This is a genomic window from Anaeromyxobacter dehalogenans 2CP-C (assembly GCF_000013385.1).
Classification (GTDB): Bacteria; Myxococcota; Myxococcia; order Myxococcales; family Anaeromyxobacteraceae; genus Anaeromyxobacter; species Anaeromyxobacter dehalogenans_B.
The window spans coordinates 3,476,682-3,494,530 of record NC_007760.1 but is presented as its reverse complement, the minus strand read 5'-3'; the positions used below and the strand labels follow the sequence as shown (position 1 = coordinate 3,494,530).

The window sequence follows — 17,849 nt, the reverse complement described above, 5'->3', positions numbered from 1 at the left end:
GCCACCGGGACGTCCCGGCCCCGATGGAACGGGCTCGCGCGTCGTGGCAAAGTGGGGTCGGGGGTCGCCCATGGTCCGACATCGAGGCGCCGCGCTCGCACTGCTGCTGGCCATCGGCGGCTCGGGGTGCTCGGCGGTGCGCGGACGCTCCGCGAACCCGGGGCCGCTCGGCGCCGACGGCGACCTCTACGTCTTCCTGCAGCCGCTCGCGCGGGAGGTCGAGAACGTGACGTTCGGCGTCACGGCGGTCGAGGCCGTCGGGCCGGGGGAGGCCGCCGCGCAGCCGATGCGGGCAGCGCTCTCCGAGGTCGGCCGCCACGGCAACGGCCGGCAGCGGCTCCTCGCGCACGCCCGGCTCCCCGCGGGCAACTATGCCGGGCTCCGCCTCCACGTCGGGCGCGCTCGCATGGAGACGCCGGACGGACCCGCCGATCTGCTGGTACGCTCCGAGGCGGTGCAGGTGCCCGCGTCCTTCACGGTCACGCCCGGCCGCGCCCAGGTGCTGTGGCTCGTCCTCCGCGAGGCGCAGCCGGCCGGCGACGAGGTCGCCTTCGCGCCGCGCTTCTCGCTGCTGGCGCCGGAGACGACGCACCCGCAGCGGCTCGGCTACTGCGCGAGCACCGCGGACAACGTGCTCCTCGCCTTCGACCGGTACGACCGCCAGGTGACCGCCGCGATCGCGACGGGCATGGGGCCCGCGGGCGTGGCCATGGACGAAGGCGCCAACCTCGCGTACGTGGCGCTCTCCCTCGAGGACCGGATCGAGGTGCTGGACCTCACGAACGGGCAGGTGCGCGAGCCGATCCGGCTGCGCCCCGGCGACGGTCCGTTCGACGTCACCCTCGTAGAGGGCGGCCGGACGCTGCTGGTCGTGAACCGGCGCTCCAGCACCGTCTCCTTCCTGGACACGAGCGCACGCGTCGAGGTGGGTCGAGTGGCGGTGGGCGAGGAGCCCTGGTCGCTGCGGCTCGACGCACAGCGCCACCGCGCCTACGTGTTCGGGCGGCGCTCCAACACGGTCACCGCCGTGGACGTCACGCGCCGCGCCGCCGTCGGCTCGGCGGCGGCCGAGCCCGAGCCGCTCCGCGGCGACCTCGACCGGAACGGCTCCCGCCTGTTCGTGGTCCACGCCGGGTCGGCCTACCTGTCCATCTACACGCTCCCCGAGCTCGCGCCGGCGGGCCGCCTGTTCGTGGGGCTGGGGGCGACCGCCATCCTCGTCGATCCCCGGACCGACCTCCTCTACGTCGCGCAGGCGGGCAGCCCCGCGCTCGCGGTGTTCGACCCGTTCTCGCTGGTGCCGCTCGGCGGCGTGGACGTGGGCGGCGCGGCCTCGTTCCTGGTCTTCGACGCGACGCAGAGCCTGCTGTTCGCGCTCCTGCCGGATCGGCGGGCCGTCTCGGTCGTCGATCTCACCGCGCAGCGCCAGGTCGGCCTGTTCGAGGTCGGGCGCGAACCCTACGATCTCGCGCTGTCCGGGGAGCGCCGTTGAGGGGAGCGCTGCGAACCATGCCCCTCCTCCTCGTCGCGGCCGCCGGGCTCGGACCGGGCGCCACCCGCGCCGACGGCCTCACCGCCGCCGCCGAGCCGACCTATGCGCTCACGCGGCTGCGGCTCACCGACGCGACGGGCCTCACGACCACGACCGATTCGCAGAGCCTCACCCAGCAGTACCGGCTCGGCCTGGACAAGTCCTTCAGCGAGGCCCTGCAGTGGCGGGCCAACGGGATGATCCTGCGGGACGAGGTCTGGTCCGACACCGAAGGCGCGTCGTCGGACAGCACGCGCCAGGAGTGGACGCTCTCGACGGGGCTCGGGTGGGGTGGGAGGACGCTGGGCGGCAGCTTCACGTACGATCGCGACACCGTGGACGCGAAGTACAGCGTCGAGTCCGCGAATGGCGGCCGCCAGCGGACGCGCGTGCCCACGCTGGTCAGCGAGACCTACGGCGCGTCCATGCGGTGGGATCCGGCGGATCTTCCCAGCCTGAACCTCCGCCTGAGCCGGGCCAACCAGTTCGACGAGGCTCGTACCCAGTACGACACGTCCAGCACGACCGCCGGGGTCACGGCCACGTACTCGCCGACGAGCGAGGTGGGCCTCTCCTACGCGACGACGTACAGCACCGTCGATGATCGGGTCGACGACACCAGCACCTGGACGCTCGGCCAGGTCGCGACCGCGACGTACCGGCGCCGCTTCTTCGAGGAGCGTTCCAACGCGTATCTCACCTACGGGCTGCAGAGCTCGATCTCACAGACCAAGGCCACCTCGGCGCTGGGGACGGTGCGGACGCAGCGACCGCCGCTCTCCGGGCTGTCGCTCGTCGAGGCGTTCCCGGACATCCCTTCCACCGACACGCTCAGGGCCAACCCGGCGCTGGTGGACGGGAACGTGCAGGCGAGCGTCGGGATCGACCTCGGCTTCCAGCGAACGCTGGCCGGCGACACGGCGCAGCGCGACCTCGGCGTCGAGATGGCGGAGCCGCTCGAGCCGGTGAACCTCGTGCAGGTCTGGGTGGATCGACTGCTCCCGGAGTCGGTCTGGCGCGCGGTCGAGTGGTCCGCCTGGCGGAGCGACGACAACGTCAACTGGGTGCCGGTGCCCCTGGACGGCGCGGTGTCGTTCGGGCCGTTCCAGAACCGCTTCGAGATCCCCGTCCAGCGGACCCGGTCGAAGTACCTGAAGGTCGTGACCCGACCGATCGCCACCACGGTGACCACGGACCCGGCGCTCGGGGCGATCCTCGTCACCGACGTGATGCTGTTCGAAGAGGTGTCCGCGGCGTCGGTCGCGGGTCGAAGCACCAGTCTCACGAACGCGGTGAGCGGCACCGTGACCACCCGGCTGCTGGACTCACCGGCCTTGAGGCACGATCTCAGCTTCCAGCTGGCCAAGACCAGCGGGACCTCCGCGGCGTGGACGGTCGCGAACGGCCTCGGGCTCACGCAGCGGCTGCACCGGACGGCGACGCTCACCGCGCGCGTGGCACGAACCGACAGCCAGTCCGGCGGCGAGCACTCCGGGCAGTTCGACTGGGGCACCTCGCTCGGCGTCAACCCGATCCCGGCCGCGTCCGCAGGGGCCACCTATTCCGGCGGCTGGTCGCAGCGCAGCGAGGGTGAGCAGCTCCGCAACGCGGCCACCGTCTTCGCGCGCGCGGACCTGTACCAGGGGCTGAGCGTGACCGGGAACGCCGGCCAGTCCTACGTCTCGGGGCTGGGGTCGTCCACGCGGACGACGTTCTCCTCCGCGACCACCTCGATCGTCCCGAACCGCGCGCTGAACCTGTCCGGAACGTACGCCTACAGCCGGGCGCGCACGGAGGTCGGAGCGCGCGTGCGCGACTCGGAGGGGCAGCAGGCCTCCGGGCTGGTGACGTTCACCCCGTTCCCCGCGCTGCTCGCCACCGCCGGCGCCACGAGGTCCACCCAGTCCGGAACGAGCCCCCGCCTGCTCTGGAACTACCTCGTCTCGTACGCGCCGCTGCGCGGCGGGGACCTGGTCCTGACCGCGCAGCACCAGGAGACCTCCGACGACGCCGCCGACGCGACCACGAAGTCCACGAGCGGGAGCGTTCGCTGGAACGTCCGGCCGAGCGCGTACCTGGACCTCAACTACTCGAACATCGACAACCGTTCCCCGCAGAGCAGGACGAGAACGGACTCGCTCATGCTCCATCTCTTCCTGACGCTCTCCTGAACGCGACGCACGCTCGAGCATGCCATGACGACCCGAACCCCGATCTCCACCTGCGTCTCCACCTGCCTGGCGCTGACGCTGCTCGTCGCAGTCACCGCCTGCCGCTCCTCCGGCCGCGTGTACCACGACACCAACATGGACTTCGGCTCGATCCGGACGGTGGCGGTGATGCCGTTCTCGAACCTGACGCGCGAGGCCGCGGCGGCCGACCGCGTACGCGACGTGTTCTCCAGCGCGCTCCTGGCGACCGGTGGCATCTACGTGCTGCCGCCCGGCGAGGTCGCCCGCGGGATCGCGCGCGCCGGCGTCGCGCTCCCGACCAGCCCCTCCGTGGACGAGGTGGTGAAGCTCGGCTCGGTGCTCAAGGCCGACGCGGTGATCGTCGGCGTGGTCAAGGAGTACGGGGAGGTCCGGTCCGGCACGACCGCCTCGAACGTGGTCTCGATCAGCGCGCAGATGCTCGAAGCCTCCACCGGGAAGGTGGTCTGGTCGGGGCAGTCGACCAAGGGAGGGGTGTCGCTCGGCGACCGGCTCCTCGGGAGCGGAGGGGAGCCGGTGAACCGGATCACCGAGGAGGCGGTCGATGACCTCCTATCGCAGCTGTTCCACTAGGACGGCGCTGCTGCTCGCGCTCGCGGTGTCGGGCGCAGGCTGCGGCGGAGCGCGCGTACCCGTCGCCACGGGCCCGGCGCCTGCGCGGGTGGCCGTGTTTCCGACCGTGAACGTCGGCGGGGGGGCCGCGCCGGCGGAGGACCTCGACCGCGCCATCGAGGACACCGTCGCGCGCGCCGGGCTCGAGGTGGTGCCGCGCAAGGCGGTCGAGGAGTTCCTGGCCCGGCACCGCGTTCGCAACACGAGCGGCGTGGACGCGGAGACCGCGGTCGCGGCGCGCGAGGAGCTCGGCGCGGATGCGATCGTCATCGCCGCGGTGGGTGCCTACCAGCCGCAGTCCCCTCCCAGGCTCGCGGTCACGCTCCGGCTCGTGTCCACCGGCGAGCCGCCGCGGATCCTCTGGATCGACGGCGCGGTGCGCTCCGGCGACGAACGGCCGGGGCTGCTCGGCCTGGGGCTGATCCGAGATCAGGCGCGCGTCCAGCGCATCGTGCTCGACCGGCTCGGCCGCTCGCTCCGGGCGTTCCTTCACGGCGGCGCGCGCGCCAGCCGGTGCGAGCCCGAGCGGCGCTACCGGCCGCGGCTGGTGTTCCGCTCGCCCCGGCTGCGCGAGGGGCCGTTCAAGGTCGCGGTCCTGCCGTTCATCAACGAGACGCGCCGTCGCAGCGCCGGCGACGCGGCCACGCTCGAGCTGGTCCGGCAGCTCTCGGCCTCGCCCGCGGTCGAGGTCGTCGAACCGGGCCTGGTCCGGTCGGTGCTGCTGGCGAACCGCCTGCTCATGCCGGGCGGCGTCTCCGTGGACGTCGCGAGCACGGTGCTCGACAAGCTCGATGCCGACCTGGTGATCGCCGGCGTGGTGCGGCGGTACGAGGATGGGGGGCCCTCCGGCGCCGCGCGGGTGGAGCTCACGGTCCAGGTGCTCGATCGCGCCCACGAGGTCGTGGCGTGGAGCTCGGTGTCGGAGGGGGACGGCGCCGACGGCGTCTGGTGGTTCGATTTCGGCCTCGTCCGGAACTCGGCGGACGTCCTGTGCCGCGTCGCCGCGTCGGTGGTGGACGGGATGGATCTGCGAATCGCGCCAGGCTCGGGCGGCGCCGATGGGACTCCCACGCGAAGCCGGACGCGGAGCTCCGCCCGCCGCGAATACGGGGCCCGATGACGGGCGGGAGCGCGCTCGCCGACAGCCGCTGCGGGAATCCGTCGCGGCGCGCAATCATTGCGCCCGACGGACTCGCTCCCCGCGAAAAACTTCCGAAATTTTCGTATGTTACACGGTAGTTGCGAGGCACAACCGTTGCACCGAGGTCGGCCGCCCACATGACCATTCCGCCCGTCACGTCCCGCTCCCTGCTCGTCGCCGTTCTCGCGTTCACCGCGCCCCGCATGATCTTCGCGGCGGAGCCGTCCAAACCGTCCGGCCCCGGCGCGACGGCCCAGCCGGCGAAGGCAGCCGAACCGGCGGCCGCCGCCAAGCCGGCGCCGATGACGGCGCGCATCGAGGCTCCCCTGTTCTCGCCGCTCTTCGCGCGCATGCCGATCGCGCGCATCGACGACCAGGTCGTCCCGCTCGCGGACCTCCAGGAGGCCCTGGCCTCGACGCACGGTGAGCGGAGCGCAGGGGCCGCCACCGCGCCGGACTTCAAGGTGGTGCTCCAGCGCATCATCGACTCGCGGCTGCTGATCATGGAGGCGCGCGAGATGGGGCTGGACGAGCTGCCGGAGCTGAAGGAGCAGCTGGCGGTCTTCAAGGACGTGACGCTACGCGAGACGCTGCAGCAGCAGGTGACGAAGGACGTCAAGCCGGACGCGCTCGAGGTCGAGCGTGTCTACAAGGAGTCGGTGCGGCGCTGGAAGGTGCGCTCGCTCCTCTTCCAGAAGGAGGAGGATGCCGCTGCGGTGAAGCCGGCCCTCGCCGGCGGCAAGAGCTTCGTCGAGCTGGCGAAGCAGCTCGTCGCGGAGAAGAAGGCGGACGGCAGCGGCGAGCCGGAGGTCCTGCCGCCCGATCAGATCCTGCCCGCCGTGGCGGCCGCGCTCCAGCCGCTGCACAAGGGCGAGGTCACGGCGCCGCTGAAGCTGCAGAACGGGTTCGCGATCCTCTACGTGGAGGACCTCGTCTACCCCGACGATCCGGCCAAGCGGGCCGAGGCCGAGGCGGCGTCCATCGACCGCCAGGGCGGGCAGATCCTCATCGCGTTTCGCAAGGAGCTCGACCGGAAGTACGTGAAGATCGACGAGGCCCTGCTCCGGAAGATCGACTTCGATGCGCCGAAGCCCGGGTTCGCCGTGCTCGTGAAGGACAAGCGGCCCATCGCCCGGATCGCCGGCGAGGCGCCCATCACGGTCAGCGACCTCGCCAACGCGGTCGGCGAGAAGTTCTTCCACGGCGTGGAGAAGCCGCAGCAGGAGAAGCGGGTGGACAAGCTCAAGCGGCCGCGGCTCGACGGGCTCATCTACAAGCGCGTGTTCACGAAGGAGGCGCGCGTCCGGAAGCTCGACCAGTCCGAGGAGTACCTGCGGGCCGTCGCGGACCAGGAGAACTCGCTCGTGTTCGGCACGTTCGTCCAGCGCGTGCTGGTGCCGGACGTCTCCATCAAGGACGCCGACCTGCGGGCGTACTACGACGGCCACCGCGACGAGTTCACCGCGGCGCCGCTGTACCGGCTCGACCAGCTCGCGTTCCCCGACATGAAGGGCGCGCAGCGGGCCGCCGAGCGGCTCGCCCGCGGCACCGACTTCAAGTGGCTCAAGGCGAACGCGGAGGGGCAGCTCGCCCCGGCACAGCGCGCGCTCGACTTCGAGGGCCAGCTCCTCTCCGCCAAGGGGCTCCCGGAGGATCTCGCGGGGGCGCTCGCGTCCGCGCAGGTCGGCGACTACCGCATGCACCAGGGTCCCCGGGGGCAGGGGTACGTGGTGCTGGTGGTGTCCCGCACCGACCCGCAGGTCCAGCCGTACGAGGAGGCCCGGAAGGACATCCAGAAGAAGCTGTTCGGGCAGGCGCTGAACCGCGCGGTGACGGACTGGGCCGCGAAGCTGCGCGCCGCGCACGACATCGAGACGTTCATCACCCGCATCGGCAACTGAGGCGGGGTCCTCCAGCGAGGGAATGGCCGTGACGCGCACGATGAGACTCTGGCGGATCCTCGCGCTGGCGGCCGTCACCGCCGGCGTGCTCCTGGCGCCCGCGGGGGCGGGCGCCGCCGATCGCAAGTTCAAGCGGAAGGAGTGCCTCGACTGCCACACCGAGGAGGCGAAGAAGTTCTCCGCCTTCCGGTACACGCACGAGGCGGTGAAGAAGGGCGAGTGCGAGGCTTGCCACCAGCGCCACGGCATCGTCCCGAAGCTCCTGCTCAAGGAGAGCGGGAACAAGCTCTGCTACTCGTGCCACAAGCCGGCGTCCATCGGCATGGACCAGCCGAACGTCCACGCGGTCCTGAAGACCGGCTCGTGCACGCAGTGTCACGCCGTCCACGGCTCGAACGCGCCGCACATGCTGAAGGCGGAGGGGAGCGCCGCCTGCTGGGAGTGTCACGACCGCAAGGCGTTCGAGCGGAAGAACGTGCACCCGGTGCTCGCGAAGGAGGGCTGCGGCGCGTGCCACGCCACCCACGCCTCGGCGCAGAAGGCGCTCCTCAAGGCGGAGGAGGGGCAGCTCTGCGTGAAGTGCCACGCGCCCACCTCCGGCGGGTTCGCCAAGGCGCACGGCGGGTACCCGGTGGCCGGGAAGCGCTGCAGCGCCTGCCACGAGCCGCACTCGTCCGACCAGCCGAAGCTCATGAAGGCCTCGGTCCACTCGGCGCTCTCCGGCGGCTGCGATCAGTGCCACGCCGCGCCGGGCAGCCCGAAGCCGTTCGCGGTGCAGGAGGCGGGCGGCAAGCTGTGCGCCAACTGCCATGACGCGAAGGACGTCACCAAGGGCCAGAAGGTGGTCCACGCGCCCGTGCGCAAGGAGGAGTGCGTCGCCTGCCACGATCCGCACGCCTCGAACAACCCCGCCATGACCCGGGCGCCGGGCGCCGCGCTCTGCGCCGGGTGCCACCCGGGCAAGGACGCCAGGAAGCTCGTCAGCCACAAGGCGATGTCCGGCCCGAAGGCCTGCCTCGGCTGCCACCAGCCGCACGCGGCGCCGGTGAAGGGCCTCCTCGCGACGGACGTCTCGAAGGGCTGCGCCGCCTGCCACCCGAAGGTCGCCGACCAGGCCAAGCGCAAGGTCGTCCACGTGCCGTTCAAGGACGGTGACTGCGCCACCTGCCACGATCCGCACGGCTCGGACTTCCCGGGCATGACCGCGTCGCGCCAGGACAAGCTGTGCTTCGGGTGCCACGCCGACGCGGAGACCCGGTTCGTGAAGGCGCACACGCACAAGCCGGTGATCGAGGGCAAGTGCAGCGCCTGCCACGCGGGCCACTCGGCCGACCGGCCCAAGCTGCTGAAGACCGACGGCGCGAAGATGTGCCAGGGGTGCCACGGCGAGCTCATGAAGCTCGCCTCCGCCGGCGTGGTCCACAAGCCGTTCGCCGAGGGGGCCTGCCTGACCTGCCACGATCCGCACGGCTCGAACGCCGGCGGGATGATCGTGAAGGACCAGAAGGCGCTCTGCCTGTCCTGCCACGCCAAGGTGGCGGCGAACTCCGACTCGGCCAAGAGCGTCCACGCGGCGTTCGCGTCGGGGGAGTGCACCAAGTGCCACAACCCGCACGGCGCCAAGCTGAAGGGCCTGCTCAACGCGGCCGGCCCGGACCTCTGCTTCTCCTGCCACACCAAGCAGAAGGAGAAGATGGCCGGGGAGACCCGGCACGCGCCCGCCGACGACTGCCTCTCCTGCCACTCGCCGCACCAGTCGGCGCAGCCCAAGCTCACCAGCGAACCGGTGCTGGCGCTCTGCGAGCAGTGCCACGACGTGAAGGCGTCGCAGTTCTCGACCCGCCACGCCGGCATCGACGCGAAGGTCATGCACTGCGTGGCGTGCCACGACCCGCACTCGTCCAAGGACCCGAAGTTCCTCAAGACGGCGGTCCACCCGCCCTTCGCCGCGCGCCAGTGCGACAGCTGTCACCTGCCGGTCGGCGGGAAGTGAGAGGACCCATGCGCTCGCGAACCGCTCTCCTCCTCGTGTTCCTCGCCGCGGCCGGCCCGGCGCTGGGCGCGCCCAAGGCTCCGCCGGCGAAGGCCCAGCCCGCCGCGGCCGCGCCGAAGCAGGGCAACCCGTACCGCCTGAAGACCGGCGCCGAGGGCAAGCTCTGCCTCGACTGCCACGCGGACTTCGAGCAGAAGCTCGCGCAGAAGTCGGTGCACACGCCGGTCCGGACGCGCGACTGCGTCGGCTGCCACAACCCGCACGCCTCGGACCACGGCAAGCTGCTCGCGGACACCGGCGGTCAGATCTGCGCCCGGTGCCACGGCGGGATGATCCCGGCCTCGGCGAAGAGCCTCCACGCCCCGGTGAGCGAGGGCAAGTGCGCGAGCTGTCACGCCGCGCACGCCTCGAACTTCAAGAACAACCTGCTGAAGGGCGGGGCGGAGCTCTGCGCCGGCTGCCACAAGAACCTGGTGGACGGCATCGTGGCGGCGAAGGTGAAGCACAAGCCGGTCGAGAACGACTGCGCGACCTGCCACGAGATCCACGGCTCCGCGGCCGCGCCGAGCCTGCTCAAGAAGGACGCGCCGGACCTCTGCGTCGGGTGCCACCGCCCGGACGGCGCCATCTTCCTGAAGAAGCACATGAACTACCCGGTCGGGAAGGCGCGCTGCACGACCTGCCACGACCCGCACGGCTCGAACAAGCCGGGCATGCTCTACGACCACGTCCACCCGCCGGTCGCGCGCGGGCAGTGCGCCCAGTGCCACGAGCCGCCCGGCTCGCCGAACCGCTTCAAGCCGAAGCAGGCGGGCGTCGAGCTCTGCAAGCTGTGCCACGCGCCGAAGATCGGCGAGTTCACCGCCAAGGCGCGGGTGCACCGGCCGGTGCTGGAGGGCGACGCCTGCCTGACCTGCCACGGCCCGCACGCGTCGAAGCAGGCGGGCCTGCCGCGGGCGAACCTGACGGTGGTCTGCGGCGAGTGCCACGCGGACACCATCAAGCGGCAGAAGCTCTCGCCGGCGAAGCACGAGCCGGTCGGCGCCGGGGAGTGCGGGGCCTGCCACGATCCGCACTCCTCCGACGCGCCGCTCATGCTCACCGGGGCGAACCGGATCGAGATGTGCGGCAAGTGCCACGACTGGCAGCGCCACTCGTCCCACCCGATCGGCGAGAAGGTGAAGGACCCGCGCAACCCGAACCGGAACGTGGACTGCCTGAGCTGCCACCGCGCCCACGGGACCGAGTACGCGCAGATGCTGCCGTTCCCGACGACCACCGACCTGTGCACGAAGTGCCACGAGTCGTTCAAGAGGTGACGCCCGTGTCGAGAGCGATCGTGTTCCAGTCGGTGTTGGGGCTCGCGCTGGTGTTCGGGCCGGCCGTGGGCGCCGCCCAGGCCTTCCGCCACCAGACCACCGTCTACTCCGATCCGAAGGAAGCCCAGCTTCGGCGGCCCGAAGGCGTGGCCTGCGGGGCGGGCGGCGCCGTCGTCGTCGCCGACACCGGCAACGCCCGGCTGCTGCTGTACACTTACCGTGACGGGACCCTCAGCGGCGGGACCCAGGTGAAGCTCGCCCAGGTGCCGTACCCGTACCGCGTGCAGCTCGATCCCAAGGGCGAGGTGCTCGTCCTCGACGAGAAGCTGCGCAAGATCGTGCGGCTCGACGCGAAGGGAGCCTTCCTCGGCAACGTGGACCTGCAGGGCGCGCCGGCCGGCGTGCTCCCCGGCAGCTTCAAGGTGGACGGCGCGGGCAACCTGTACGTCCTGGACGTCCTCGGGCCGCGAGTGCTCGTGACCGACGCGGCCGGCAAGGTGATCCGGCAGCTCGACCTGCCGCGCGAGGGCGCGCAGTTCACGGACGTGGCGGTGGACGGAGGCGGCACGGTGTACGCCGTGGACGCGGTGGGCGCCGCGATCTGGATCGCGGACAAGAGCGCGACCGCGTTCAAGCGCCTCACCGAGTCGCGCAAGGACGTGATGAGCTTCCCCACCTACCTCGCGTTCCACCAGGGCAAGCTCTACGCCGTGGACCAGCATGGCGGCGGGATCGCGATCCTCGGCTCCGACGGCTCGTTCCAGGGGCGGCAGCTCGCGCTCGGCTGGGGCCCCGGCCTGGTCTACTACCCCGCCCAGATCTGCTTCGAGCCGGACGGCGCCGTGTTCGTGGCGGATCGCGGCAACGACCGCATCCAGGTCTTCGACACCGGCCGGTGAGGAGGCGAGTGGCTCGCATCCCGATCACGCTCGTTGCCGCGCTCGCGATCGCGCAGGCGCTCCCCCGTGCGGCCCGGGCGGCGGAGCCCGCGCCCGGCGAGGGCGACGCCAGGCGCCCCGTCTCGCTGGCGTACCTGTACGACGTGGCGGCGCTGGACGGGCCCATCGCCATGAGCTGGGCGACGCTCGGCTACGACGCCGGCCGTCGCGAGCTCTACGTCATCGCCCCGGGCGAGGGGGTGCGCGTCTTCAACCGGACCGGCGTCGAGGTCTACCGGTTCGGCGACGAGGGCCAGCTCGGCTGGGTGCGCGGGGTCGCGGTGATCGAGAACGGGGACCTGCTGCTGCTGTCCGAGCGCGATGGGCCTCGGGTGCTGCGGGCCGACTTTCGGGGTACGCAGACCGGCGAGCTGCAGGTCTCGGCGCCGCCGAGCCTCGGCGCCTTCGCGCCGACGAGGCTGGCGTACCGGGACGGGCTCGTCTACCTCGCCGACACCACGAGGCTCAAGCTCCTCGTGACGGATCTCCGGGGCGCCACGGTCCGCGCGGTCGATCTCGCGCGGCTGGCGCTGGACGCCGTGCCGGCGGACGGAAACGAGCTGCACGGCTTCAGCGTGGACCCCCGCGGCAACGTCCTGTTCACGATTCCCACGCAGTTCCACGCGTACATCCTCGCGCCCGACGGGACGCTCCGCGTCTTCGGCCAGCGCGGCAGCCGTCCTGGGCTCTTCAACGTGGTGGGGCCGATCGTGGCCGACGAGGAGGGGAACCTCTTCGTGGCGGACCAGCTCCGGCGCGTGGTGATGGTGTTCGGGCCGGATCTCAAGTTCCTCGGCGAGTTCGCAGGCGGTGACGCGGGGCTGGTCATCCCCACCGACATGGCGGTCGGCAACGGCGTGCTCTTCGTATCGCAGGGAGGAAACCGGGGCGTCAGCGCGTTCCTTGTGCATGGCCGCTGAGCGCGGCCGCGCCGGGTGCGGAACGTTGCGACGTAGCCCGGTCGTGGGACGCAAGCGATGGATGGTTGGACAGCAAGCCGCAGGACGGCGGCAGAGGGATCGTGTCAGCGTCGAGGCGAGTGCCAGGGGTTCGTCGACTCGCGGCCGCAGCCGCCGCAGCGGTCGCGCTGCTCGCGGCAGCGCCCGCCCTGGCGTTCCATTCCGGCGGCGCCGCCCGGTGCGAAGGCTGCCACACGATGCACGGCAGCGCGGCGAAGACCTCGGGATCGGGCCTGGTCCAGGGGGCCGACGCGAGCTCCACCTGCCTGATCTGCCACGCGGGCGTGTCCTCCGCGCCGCACTCGGTCCTCTCGCTCTCGGTGCAGCCCGGCGCCGCGCCGCTCAACATGACGCCGGGCGGCGACTTCGCGTGGCTGACGAAGTCGTGGTCCTGGGCCGGCACGGCGGGGCTCGAGACGAGCCCGGGGGACGCCCACGGCCACAACGTCGTCGCCGCCGACTACGGGCGCTTCGCGGATCCCCGGCACCCCACCGCGCCGGGCGGCAGCTATCCCTCGAACCAGCTCTCGTGCGTCAGCTGCCACGATCCGCACGGCAAGTACCGCGTCCGGGAGGGCGGGGTCGTGGCCACCGGCGGCGCACCCGTCGTCGCCTCCGGCTCCTACGGCGATCGCAGCGCTTACGTGACGCCGAGCCAGACCACCGCGATCGGCACGTACCGCATGCTGGCGGGCGTCGGCTACCAGCCGCGGACGCTCGCGGGCGTCAACGCGTTCTCGGCGGATCCGCCCGTCGCGCTCGCGCCCAGCGCCTACAACCAGGGCGAGCGGATCGCGGACGTCCGTGTGGCGTACGGCAGCGGGATGTCCGAGTGGTGCGGCAACTGCCACGGCGCGATCCACACCCCGGCGAACCCGACGCGTCCGGGGGAGTTCATGCACCCCTCCGGCAGCACGGCGAAGCTGGGCATGCTCTCCAACGTGTACAACGCCTACGTGAAGACCGGTGACCTCGGCGGGAGCTACGTGCTCGCGTACACGTCGCTGGTACCGTACGAGGAGGGCACCGCCGACCGTGCCACGCTGGCGGCGAGCACGTCCAGCGACGGGATGGTCCGGACCGGGCCGGTGCGCGGGCAGGAGAACGTGATGTGTCTCTCCTGCCATCGCGCGCACGCCTCGGGCTGGGACGCATCGCTGCGCTGGAACGTGAAGAGCGAGTACGTCGTGGCCAGCGGGCAGTGGCCGGGGATCGACGCCATCGGGGAGGCCGGGCGGGCGCCGGTGGCCCAGGGGCGCACCCGGGCCGAGACGCGCGGGGCGATGTACGACCGCGAGCCGACCGCGTTCGCCAGCTTCCAGACCAGCCTCTGCAACAAGTGTCACGCGAAGTGACGATGGGGACGCACATGAGCGCGCCGGAAGGACGAGCGGGGACGAGGCTTCGGCGCGCGGGTGCGCCGCTGGCGGGCGCCGCCGTCCTCGCGCTGCTCGTCGCCTGCGGCGCGGGCGGCGGATCGAGCTCCTCCGGGAAGGGCTACCCGCAGCCGTCGCCGAAGGGGCGGGTCCTCGGCCTGTCCTCGGCCGCGACGATCGGCGCCCAGGGCGGGACCCTCGTGTCGCCCGACGGCCTGCTCACGGTCACGGTTCCCGCCGGCGCCGTGGCTTCGCCGGTGGCCTTCACCGTGGACGAGATCACGAACACCGCCCCCGGCGCGATCGATCCGACCAAGGCCTACCGCCTCGGCCCGGAGGGGACGATCTTCTCGTCGCCGGTGCAGCTGACGTTCGTGGCGGGGCCCGCGGGCACGCCGCTCGACGGCATCGCCGTCGCGTACCAGGAGCGCCAGGGCTTCTGGCTGCGGTACCGCGACCGCGACATCGCCCGCGACCTCGCGGCCGGGACGCTCACGGTCGCCTCGCTGCACTTCAGCGACTGGAGCCTGGTGGGGAGCTCCGCCCGCGATCTCGACGGCACGGTCACGGTGGACTCCACCCTGAGCAAGACCTACACCGCCAGCGGGACCCTCGCGCTGAACTACGCGGCCGAGGACGGGTCCGGCGCCTACTTCCTGCAGTGGGGGACGCTCGCCCTCGACACGGCGGCCGTCACCGCCCCCGACGTCGCCTGCACCGCGGCGGACACGGCGTTCGAGCTCGAGGCGACCATCGCCGAGGTGGTGGCCTCGCCCGCGTTCCGCTTCGGCATCACGGCGCGGTGGCCGCTCTCGTGCAGCTACGCCGGCGGCCCCTCCTATGACGAGCTGCTCTCGCTCCAGTTCGACACGCTCGGCATCTACCACCCGACCTGCAGGCGGACGCTCGCCGCCGGCTCGGTGATCTCGCAGGATCACCTGCAGGGCCAGTACACGCTGGACTGCGCGGCGGCCGGGGTGGTGCAGCTGACCTGGGACCTGACCACCGCCGCCATGCGCGTCCCGGTGGCGGCGGACGACGCGGTGACGGTGTCCGAGGGCTCGTTCGTGGTGGTGAACGTCCTCGCGAACGACACCGTGGCCGACGGCGTGGCGGGGCTGGCGATCCTCGCCGGACCGGCGAACGGCACCGCCATCCTGAACCCGGACCGGACGGTCACCTACACCCCGTCGCCGGGCTACTTCGGCGCGGACGCGTTCACGTACCAGGTCACCGACTCCGACGGCCAGACCGGCTCTGCGACCGTGAGCGTCGCGGTGACCGCGGTGGACAGCGGCTCGCCGGTGGCCGTGGACGACGCGGTCACGACGCTCGAGGACACCGCGACCACCGTGAACGTGCTCGCCAACGACACGGTGCAGGATCCCCCTGCGACGGTGGCCATCGCGACCGCGCCCGGGAAGGGCACCGCCACGGTGAACGCCGACGGGACGATCACGTACACTCCGTCCGCCAATGCGTTCGGCGCGGACGTGTTCAGCTACCAGGTGAGCGACTACGACGGGCAGGTCGCGACCGCGACGGTCTCGGTCACGGTGACCCCGGTAGACGACGGGCCGCCCACGGCCGCAGGCGAGGCGGTGACGCTCGCGGAGGGCGGCGTCGTCGTCATCGGGGTCCTCGCCAACGACACGGTGGTGGACGGCGTCTCCGCGCTCGAGGTGATCGCCGGGCCGACCGGCGGGACGGCGGTCGTGAACGCCGACCACACGATCACGTACACGCCGGCGCCCGCGTTCAACGGGGCGGACGCCTTCACCTACCAGGTGACCGACGGCGACGGGCAGACCGCCAGCGCGACCGTGAACATCACGGTGACGGCCGTGGACAGCGGCGCGCCGGCCGCCGTGGCGGACTCGGCCTCGACGCCGGAAGGCACCGCCGTCGTGGTGCCGGTGCTCGCGAACGACACCGTGCTCGATCGACCCGCCACCGTGACCGTGCTCGCCGCGCCGGCGCACGGGAGCGCGGTCGCGAACGCGGACGGCACGGTGACCTACACGCCGGCGGCGGGCTGGAACGGCACCGATGCCTTCACCTACCAGGTGGCCGACGCCGACGGACAGATCGCTTCCGCGACCGTGAACGTCACCGTCACCCCGGTGGACAGCGGCACCCCCGCCGCGGTCGCCGACGCCGCGACCACGCCGGAGGGGAGCGCGATCGCGGTCGCCGTGCTCGCGAACGACACGGTTCAGGACCCGCCGGCGACGGTGACGCTGCTCTCCGCGCCGGCGCACGGGAGCGCGGTCGCGAACGCGGACGGCACGGTGACGTACACGCCGGCCGCGGGCTGGAACGGCTCCGACGTCTTCACGTACCAGGTGGCGGATCTCGATGGGCAGACCGCCAGCGCGACCGTGAGCATCACCGTGACCGCGGTGGACAGCGGCGCGCCGGTGGCGGCGGCGGATGGCGCCACCACGGCGGAGGGCACCGCGGTCGTGGTCGCCGTGCTCGCGAACGACACGGTCCAGGATCTGCCGGCGACCGTGACCGTGCTCTCGGCGCCGGCGCACGGGACGGCGGTGGCGAACGCGGACGGAACCGTGACGTACACGCCGCCGGCCGGGTGGAACGGTGCCGACGCGTTCGCGTACCAGGTGGCGGACCTCGACGGTCAGACCGCCTCGGCCACGGTCAACGTGACGGTCACGCCCGTGGACAGCGGGGCGCCGGTGGCGGTGGCGGACTCGGTCACCACGGGGGAGGGCATCGCCACCCTCGTCGCGGTGCTCGCGAACGACACGGTCCTCGATCCTCCCGCGACCGTGACGGTGCTCGCTCCTCCGGCGCACGGGACCGCCATCGTCAACGCCGACGGGACCATCACCTACACGCCGGCGGCGGGGTGGAATGGCGCGGACGCGTTCACGTACCAGGTCGCCGATCTCGACGGACAGGCCGCCACGGCGAGCGTGACCGTGTCGGTGACGCCGGCGGACAGCGGCGCGCCCGTCGCCCTCGCCGACTCCGCCAGCACGGCGGAGGGGAGCCCGGCGATCGTGCCGGTGCTCGCGAACGACGTCGTCCTCGATCTCCCGCCCACCGTCACGATCGCCGCGGCGCCTGCGCACGGCACGGCGGTGGCGAACGCGGATGGCACGGTGACGTACACGCCGGTGGCGGGCTGGAACGGCACCGACGTGTTCACCTACCAGGTGTCCGACCTCGACGGGCAGACCGCGCTCGCGGACGTGACCGTCACGGTGACGCCGGCGGACAGCGGCGCGCCGGTGGCGGCGGCGGACGCGGCGACGACCGCGGAGGACACGCCGGTCGCGGTGGCGGTCCTCGCGAACGACAGCGTGGCCGATCCGCCCGCCTCCGTGAGCCTGCTGGCACCGCCCGCGCATGGAGCGGCGGCGGTGCAGGCGGACGGCAGCGTCGTCTACACGCCAGCCGCGAACTGGTTCGGAGAGGACGCGTTCACCTACCAGGTGGCCGATCTGGATGGTCAGGTCGCGTCCGCGGCGGTGTCGGTCACGGTCTCGCCGGTGGACGACGGCCCGCCGGTCCCGGTGGACGACGCGGCGACCGTGCCGGTGGACACCCCGACGATCGTCGCCGTCCTCGCGAACGACGCCGTCGTCGACGGCGTGGCGTCGGTCGTCATCGCCGGCGCGCCGGCCAGCGGGACCGCGGTGGCCAACGCCGACGGCACCATCACCTACACGCCGGGGGCCGGCTACGCCGGGCCGGATGCGTTCACGTACCAGGTCACCGACACCGACGGTCAGTCGGCGACGGGAACCGTCTCCATCACCGTCACCTCTCCCTGAGATCGCGGTCGAGCGGTCGCCGCCGGGGCCGGCGCGACCGGAGCCGACGCGACGCCACCGATGGAC

11 protein-coding genes are annotated in these 17,849 nt (G+C 72.4%); all 11 read left to right on the top strand.

From position 1 onward, the window contains the following. The first annotated feature begins 70 nt into the window (after positions 1–70). The 11 genes from ADEH_RS15885 to ADEH_RS15835 all read left to right on the top strand — a co-directional run bounded on the left by ADEH_RS15885 (position 71) and on the right by ADEH_RS15835 (position 17,783). Positions 71–1,492 (top strand): YncE family protein, encoded by a 1,422-nt coding sequence (locus tag ADEH_RS15885; protein ID WP_011422124.1) that lies wholly within the window; start codon positions 71–73, stop codon positions 1,490–1,492. Positions 1,493–1,509: 17 nt separating this feature from the next. Next, positions 1,510–3,702: a hypothetical protein gene (locus ADEH_RS15880; RefSeq protein ID WP_011422123.1), complete on the top strand. Its 2,193-nt coding sequence runs from the start codon at positions 1,510–1,512 to the stop codon at positions 3,700–3,702. A 24-nt stretch (positions 3,703–3,726) separates the two neighbouring features. Next, complete coding sequence (locus ADEH_RS15875) at positions 3,727–4,314, top strand: GNA1162 family protein (protein ID WP_011422122.1); 588 nt, start codon at positions 3,727–3,729, stop codon at positions 4,312–4,314. After that, complete coding sequence (locus ADEH_RS15870; protein ID WP_011422121.1) at positions 4,286–5,473, top strand: hypothetical protein; 1,188 nt, start codon at positions 4,286–4,288, stop codon at positions 5,471–5,473. Before ADEH_RS15875 ends, ADEH_RS15870 begins: the two co-directional genes overlap by 29 nt. A gap of 158 nt (positions 5,474–5,631) precedes the next feature. Next, positions 5,632–7,395 (top strand): peptidyl-prolyl cis-trans isomerase, encoded by a 1,764-nt coding sequence (locus tag ADEH_RS15865; protein WP_011422120.1) that lies wholly within the window; start codon positions 5,632–5,634, stop codon positions 7,393–7,395. A 22-nt stretch (positions 7,396–7,417) separates the two neighbouring features. Next, positions 7,418–9,388: a cytochrome c3 family protein gene (locus tag ADEH_RS15860; protein WP_232287302.1), complete on the top strand. Its 1,971-nt coding sequence runs from the start codon at positions 7,418–7,420 to the stop codon at positions 9,386–9,388. An 8-nt stretch (positions 9,389–9,396) separates the two neighbouring features. Beyond that, positions 9,397–10,707 carry a cytochrome c3 family protein gene (locus tag ADEH_RS15855; RefSeq protein ID WP_011422118.1) on the top strand — a complete coding sequence of 437 codons (1,311 nt, stop codon included), beginning with the start codon at positions 9,397–9,399 and terminating at the stop codon, positions 10,705–10,707. 5 nt (positions 10,708–10,712) lie between these two features. Continuing rightward, positions 10,713–11,606 (top strand): NHL repeat-containing protein, encoded by an 894-nt coding sequence (locus tag ADEH_RS15850; RefSeq protein ID WP_011422117.1) that lies wholly within the window; start codon positions 10,713–10,715, stop codon positions 11,604–11,606. Between the two features lie 8 nt (positions 11,607–11,614). Further along, the gene (locus tag ADEH_RS15845) at positions 11,615–12,565 is read left to right on the top strand and encodes a hypothetical protein (RefSeq protein ID WP_011422116.1); all 951 of its coding nucleotides are present in this window, start codon (positions 11,615–11,617) and stop codon (positions 12,563–12,565) included. Between the two features lie 236 nt (positions 12,566–12,801). Further along, positions 12,802–13,959 carry a cytochrome C gene (locus tag ADEH_RS15840; protein ID WP_232287301.1) on the top strand — a complete coding sequence of 386 codons (1,158 nt, stop codon included), beginning with the start codon at positions 12,802–12,804 and terminating at the stop codon, positions 13,957–13,959. A 14-nt stretch (positions 13,960–13,973) separates the two neighbouring features. Further along, positions 13,974–17,783, top strand: coding sequence for an Ig-like domain-containing protein (locus tag ADEH_RS15835; RefSeq protein WP_011422114.1), 3,810 nt, complete (start codon positions 13,974–13,976; stop codon positions 17,781–17,783). Positions 17,784–17,849 lie beyond the last annotated feature (66 nt).

What these genes read in the sequence shown, in the direction of transcription:
- ADEH_RS15885 (WP_011422124.1), top strand. Translation starts at nt 71, where the DNA reads ATGGTCCGACATCGAGGCGCCGCGCTCGCACTGCTGCTGGCCATCGGC.
- ADEH_RS15880 (WP_011422123.1), top strand. Translation starts at nt 1,510, where the DNA reads ATGCCCCTCCTCCTCGTCGCGGCCGCCGGGCTCGGACCGGGCGCCACC.
- ADEH_RS15855 (WP_011422118.1), top strand. Translation starts at nt 9,397, where the DNA reads ATGCGCTCGCGAACCGCTCTCCTCCTCGTGTTCCTCGCCGCGGCCGGC.
- ADEH_RS15835 (WP_011422114.1), top strand. Translation starts at nt 13,974, where the DNA reads ATGAGCGCGCCGGAAGGACGAGCGGGGACGAGGCTTCGGCGCGCGGGT.
- ADEH_RS15875 (WP_011422122.1), top strand. Translation starts at nt 3,727, where the DNA reads ATGACGACCCGAACCCCGATCTCCACCTGCGTCTCCACCTGCCTGGCG.
- ADEH_RS15840 (WP_232287301.1), top strand. Translation starts at nt 12,802, where the DNA reads ATGCACGGCAGCGCGGCGAAGACCTCGGGATCGGGCCTGGTCCAGGGG.
- ADEH_RS15865 (WP_011422120.1), top strand. Translation starts at nt 5,632, where the DNA reads ATGACCATTCCGCCCGTCACGTCCCGCTCCCTGCTCGTCGCCGTTCTC.
- ADEH_RS15870 (WP_011422121.1), top strand. Translation starts at nt 4,286, where the DNA reads ATGACCTCCTATCGCAGCTGTTCCACTAGGACGGCGCTGCTGCTCGCG.
- ADEH_RS15860 (WP_232287302.1), top strand. Translation starts at nt 7,418, where the DNA reads ATGGCCGTGACGCGCACGATGAGACTCTGGCGGATCCTCGCGCTGGCG.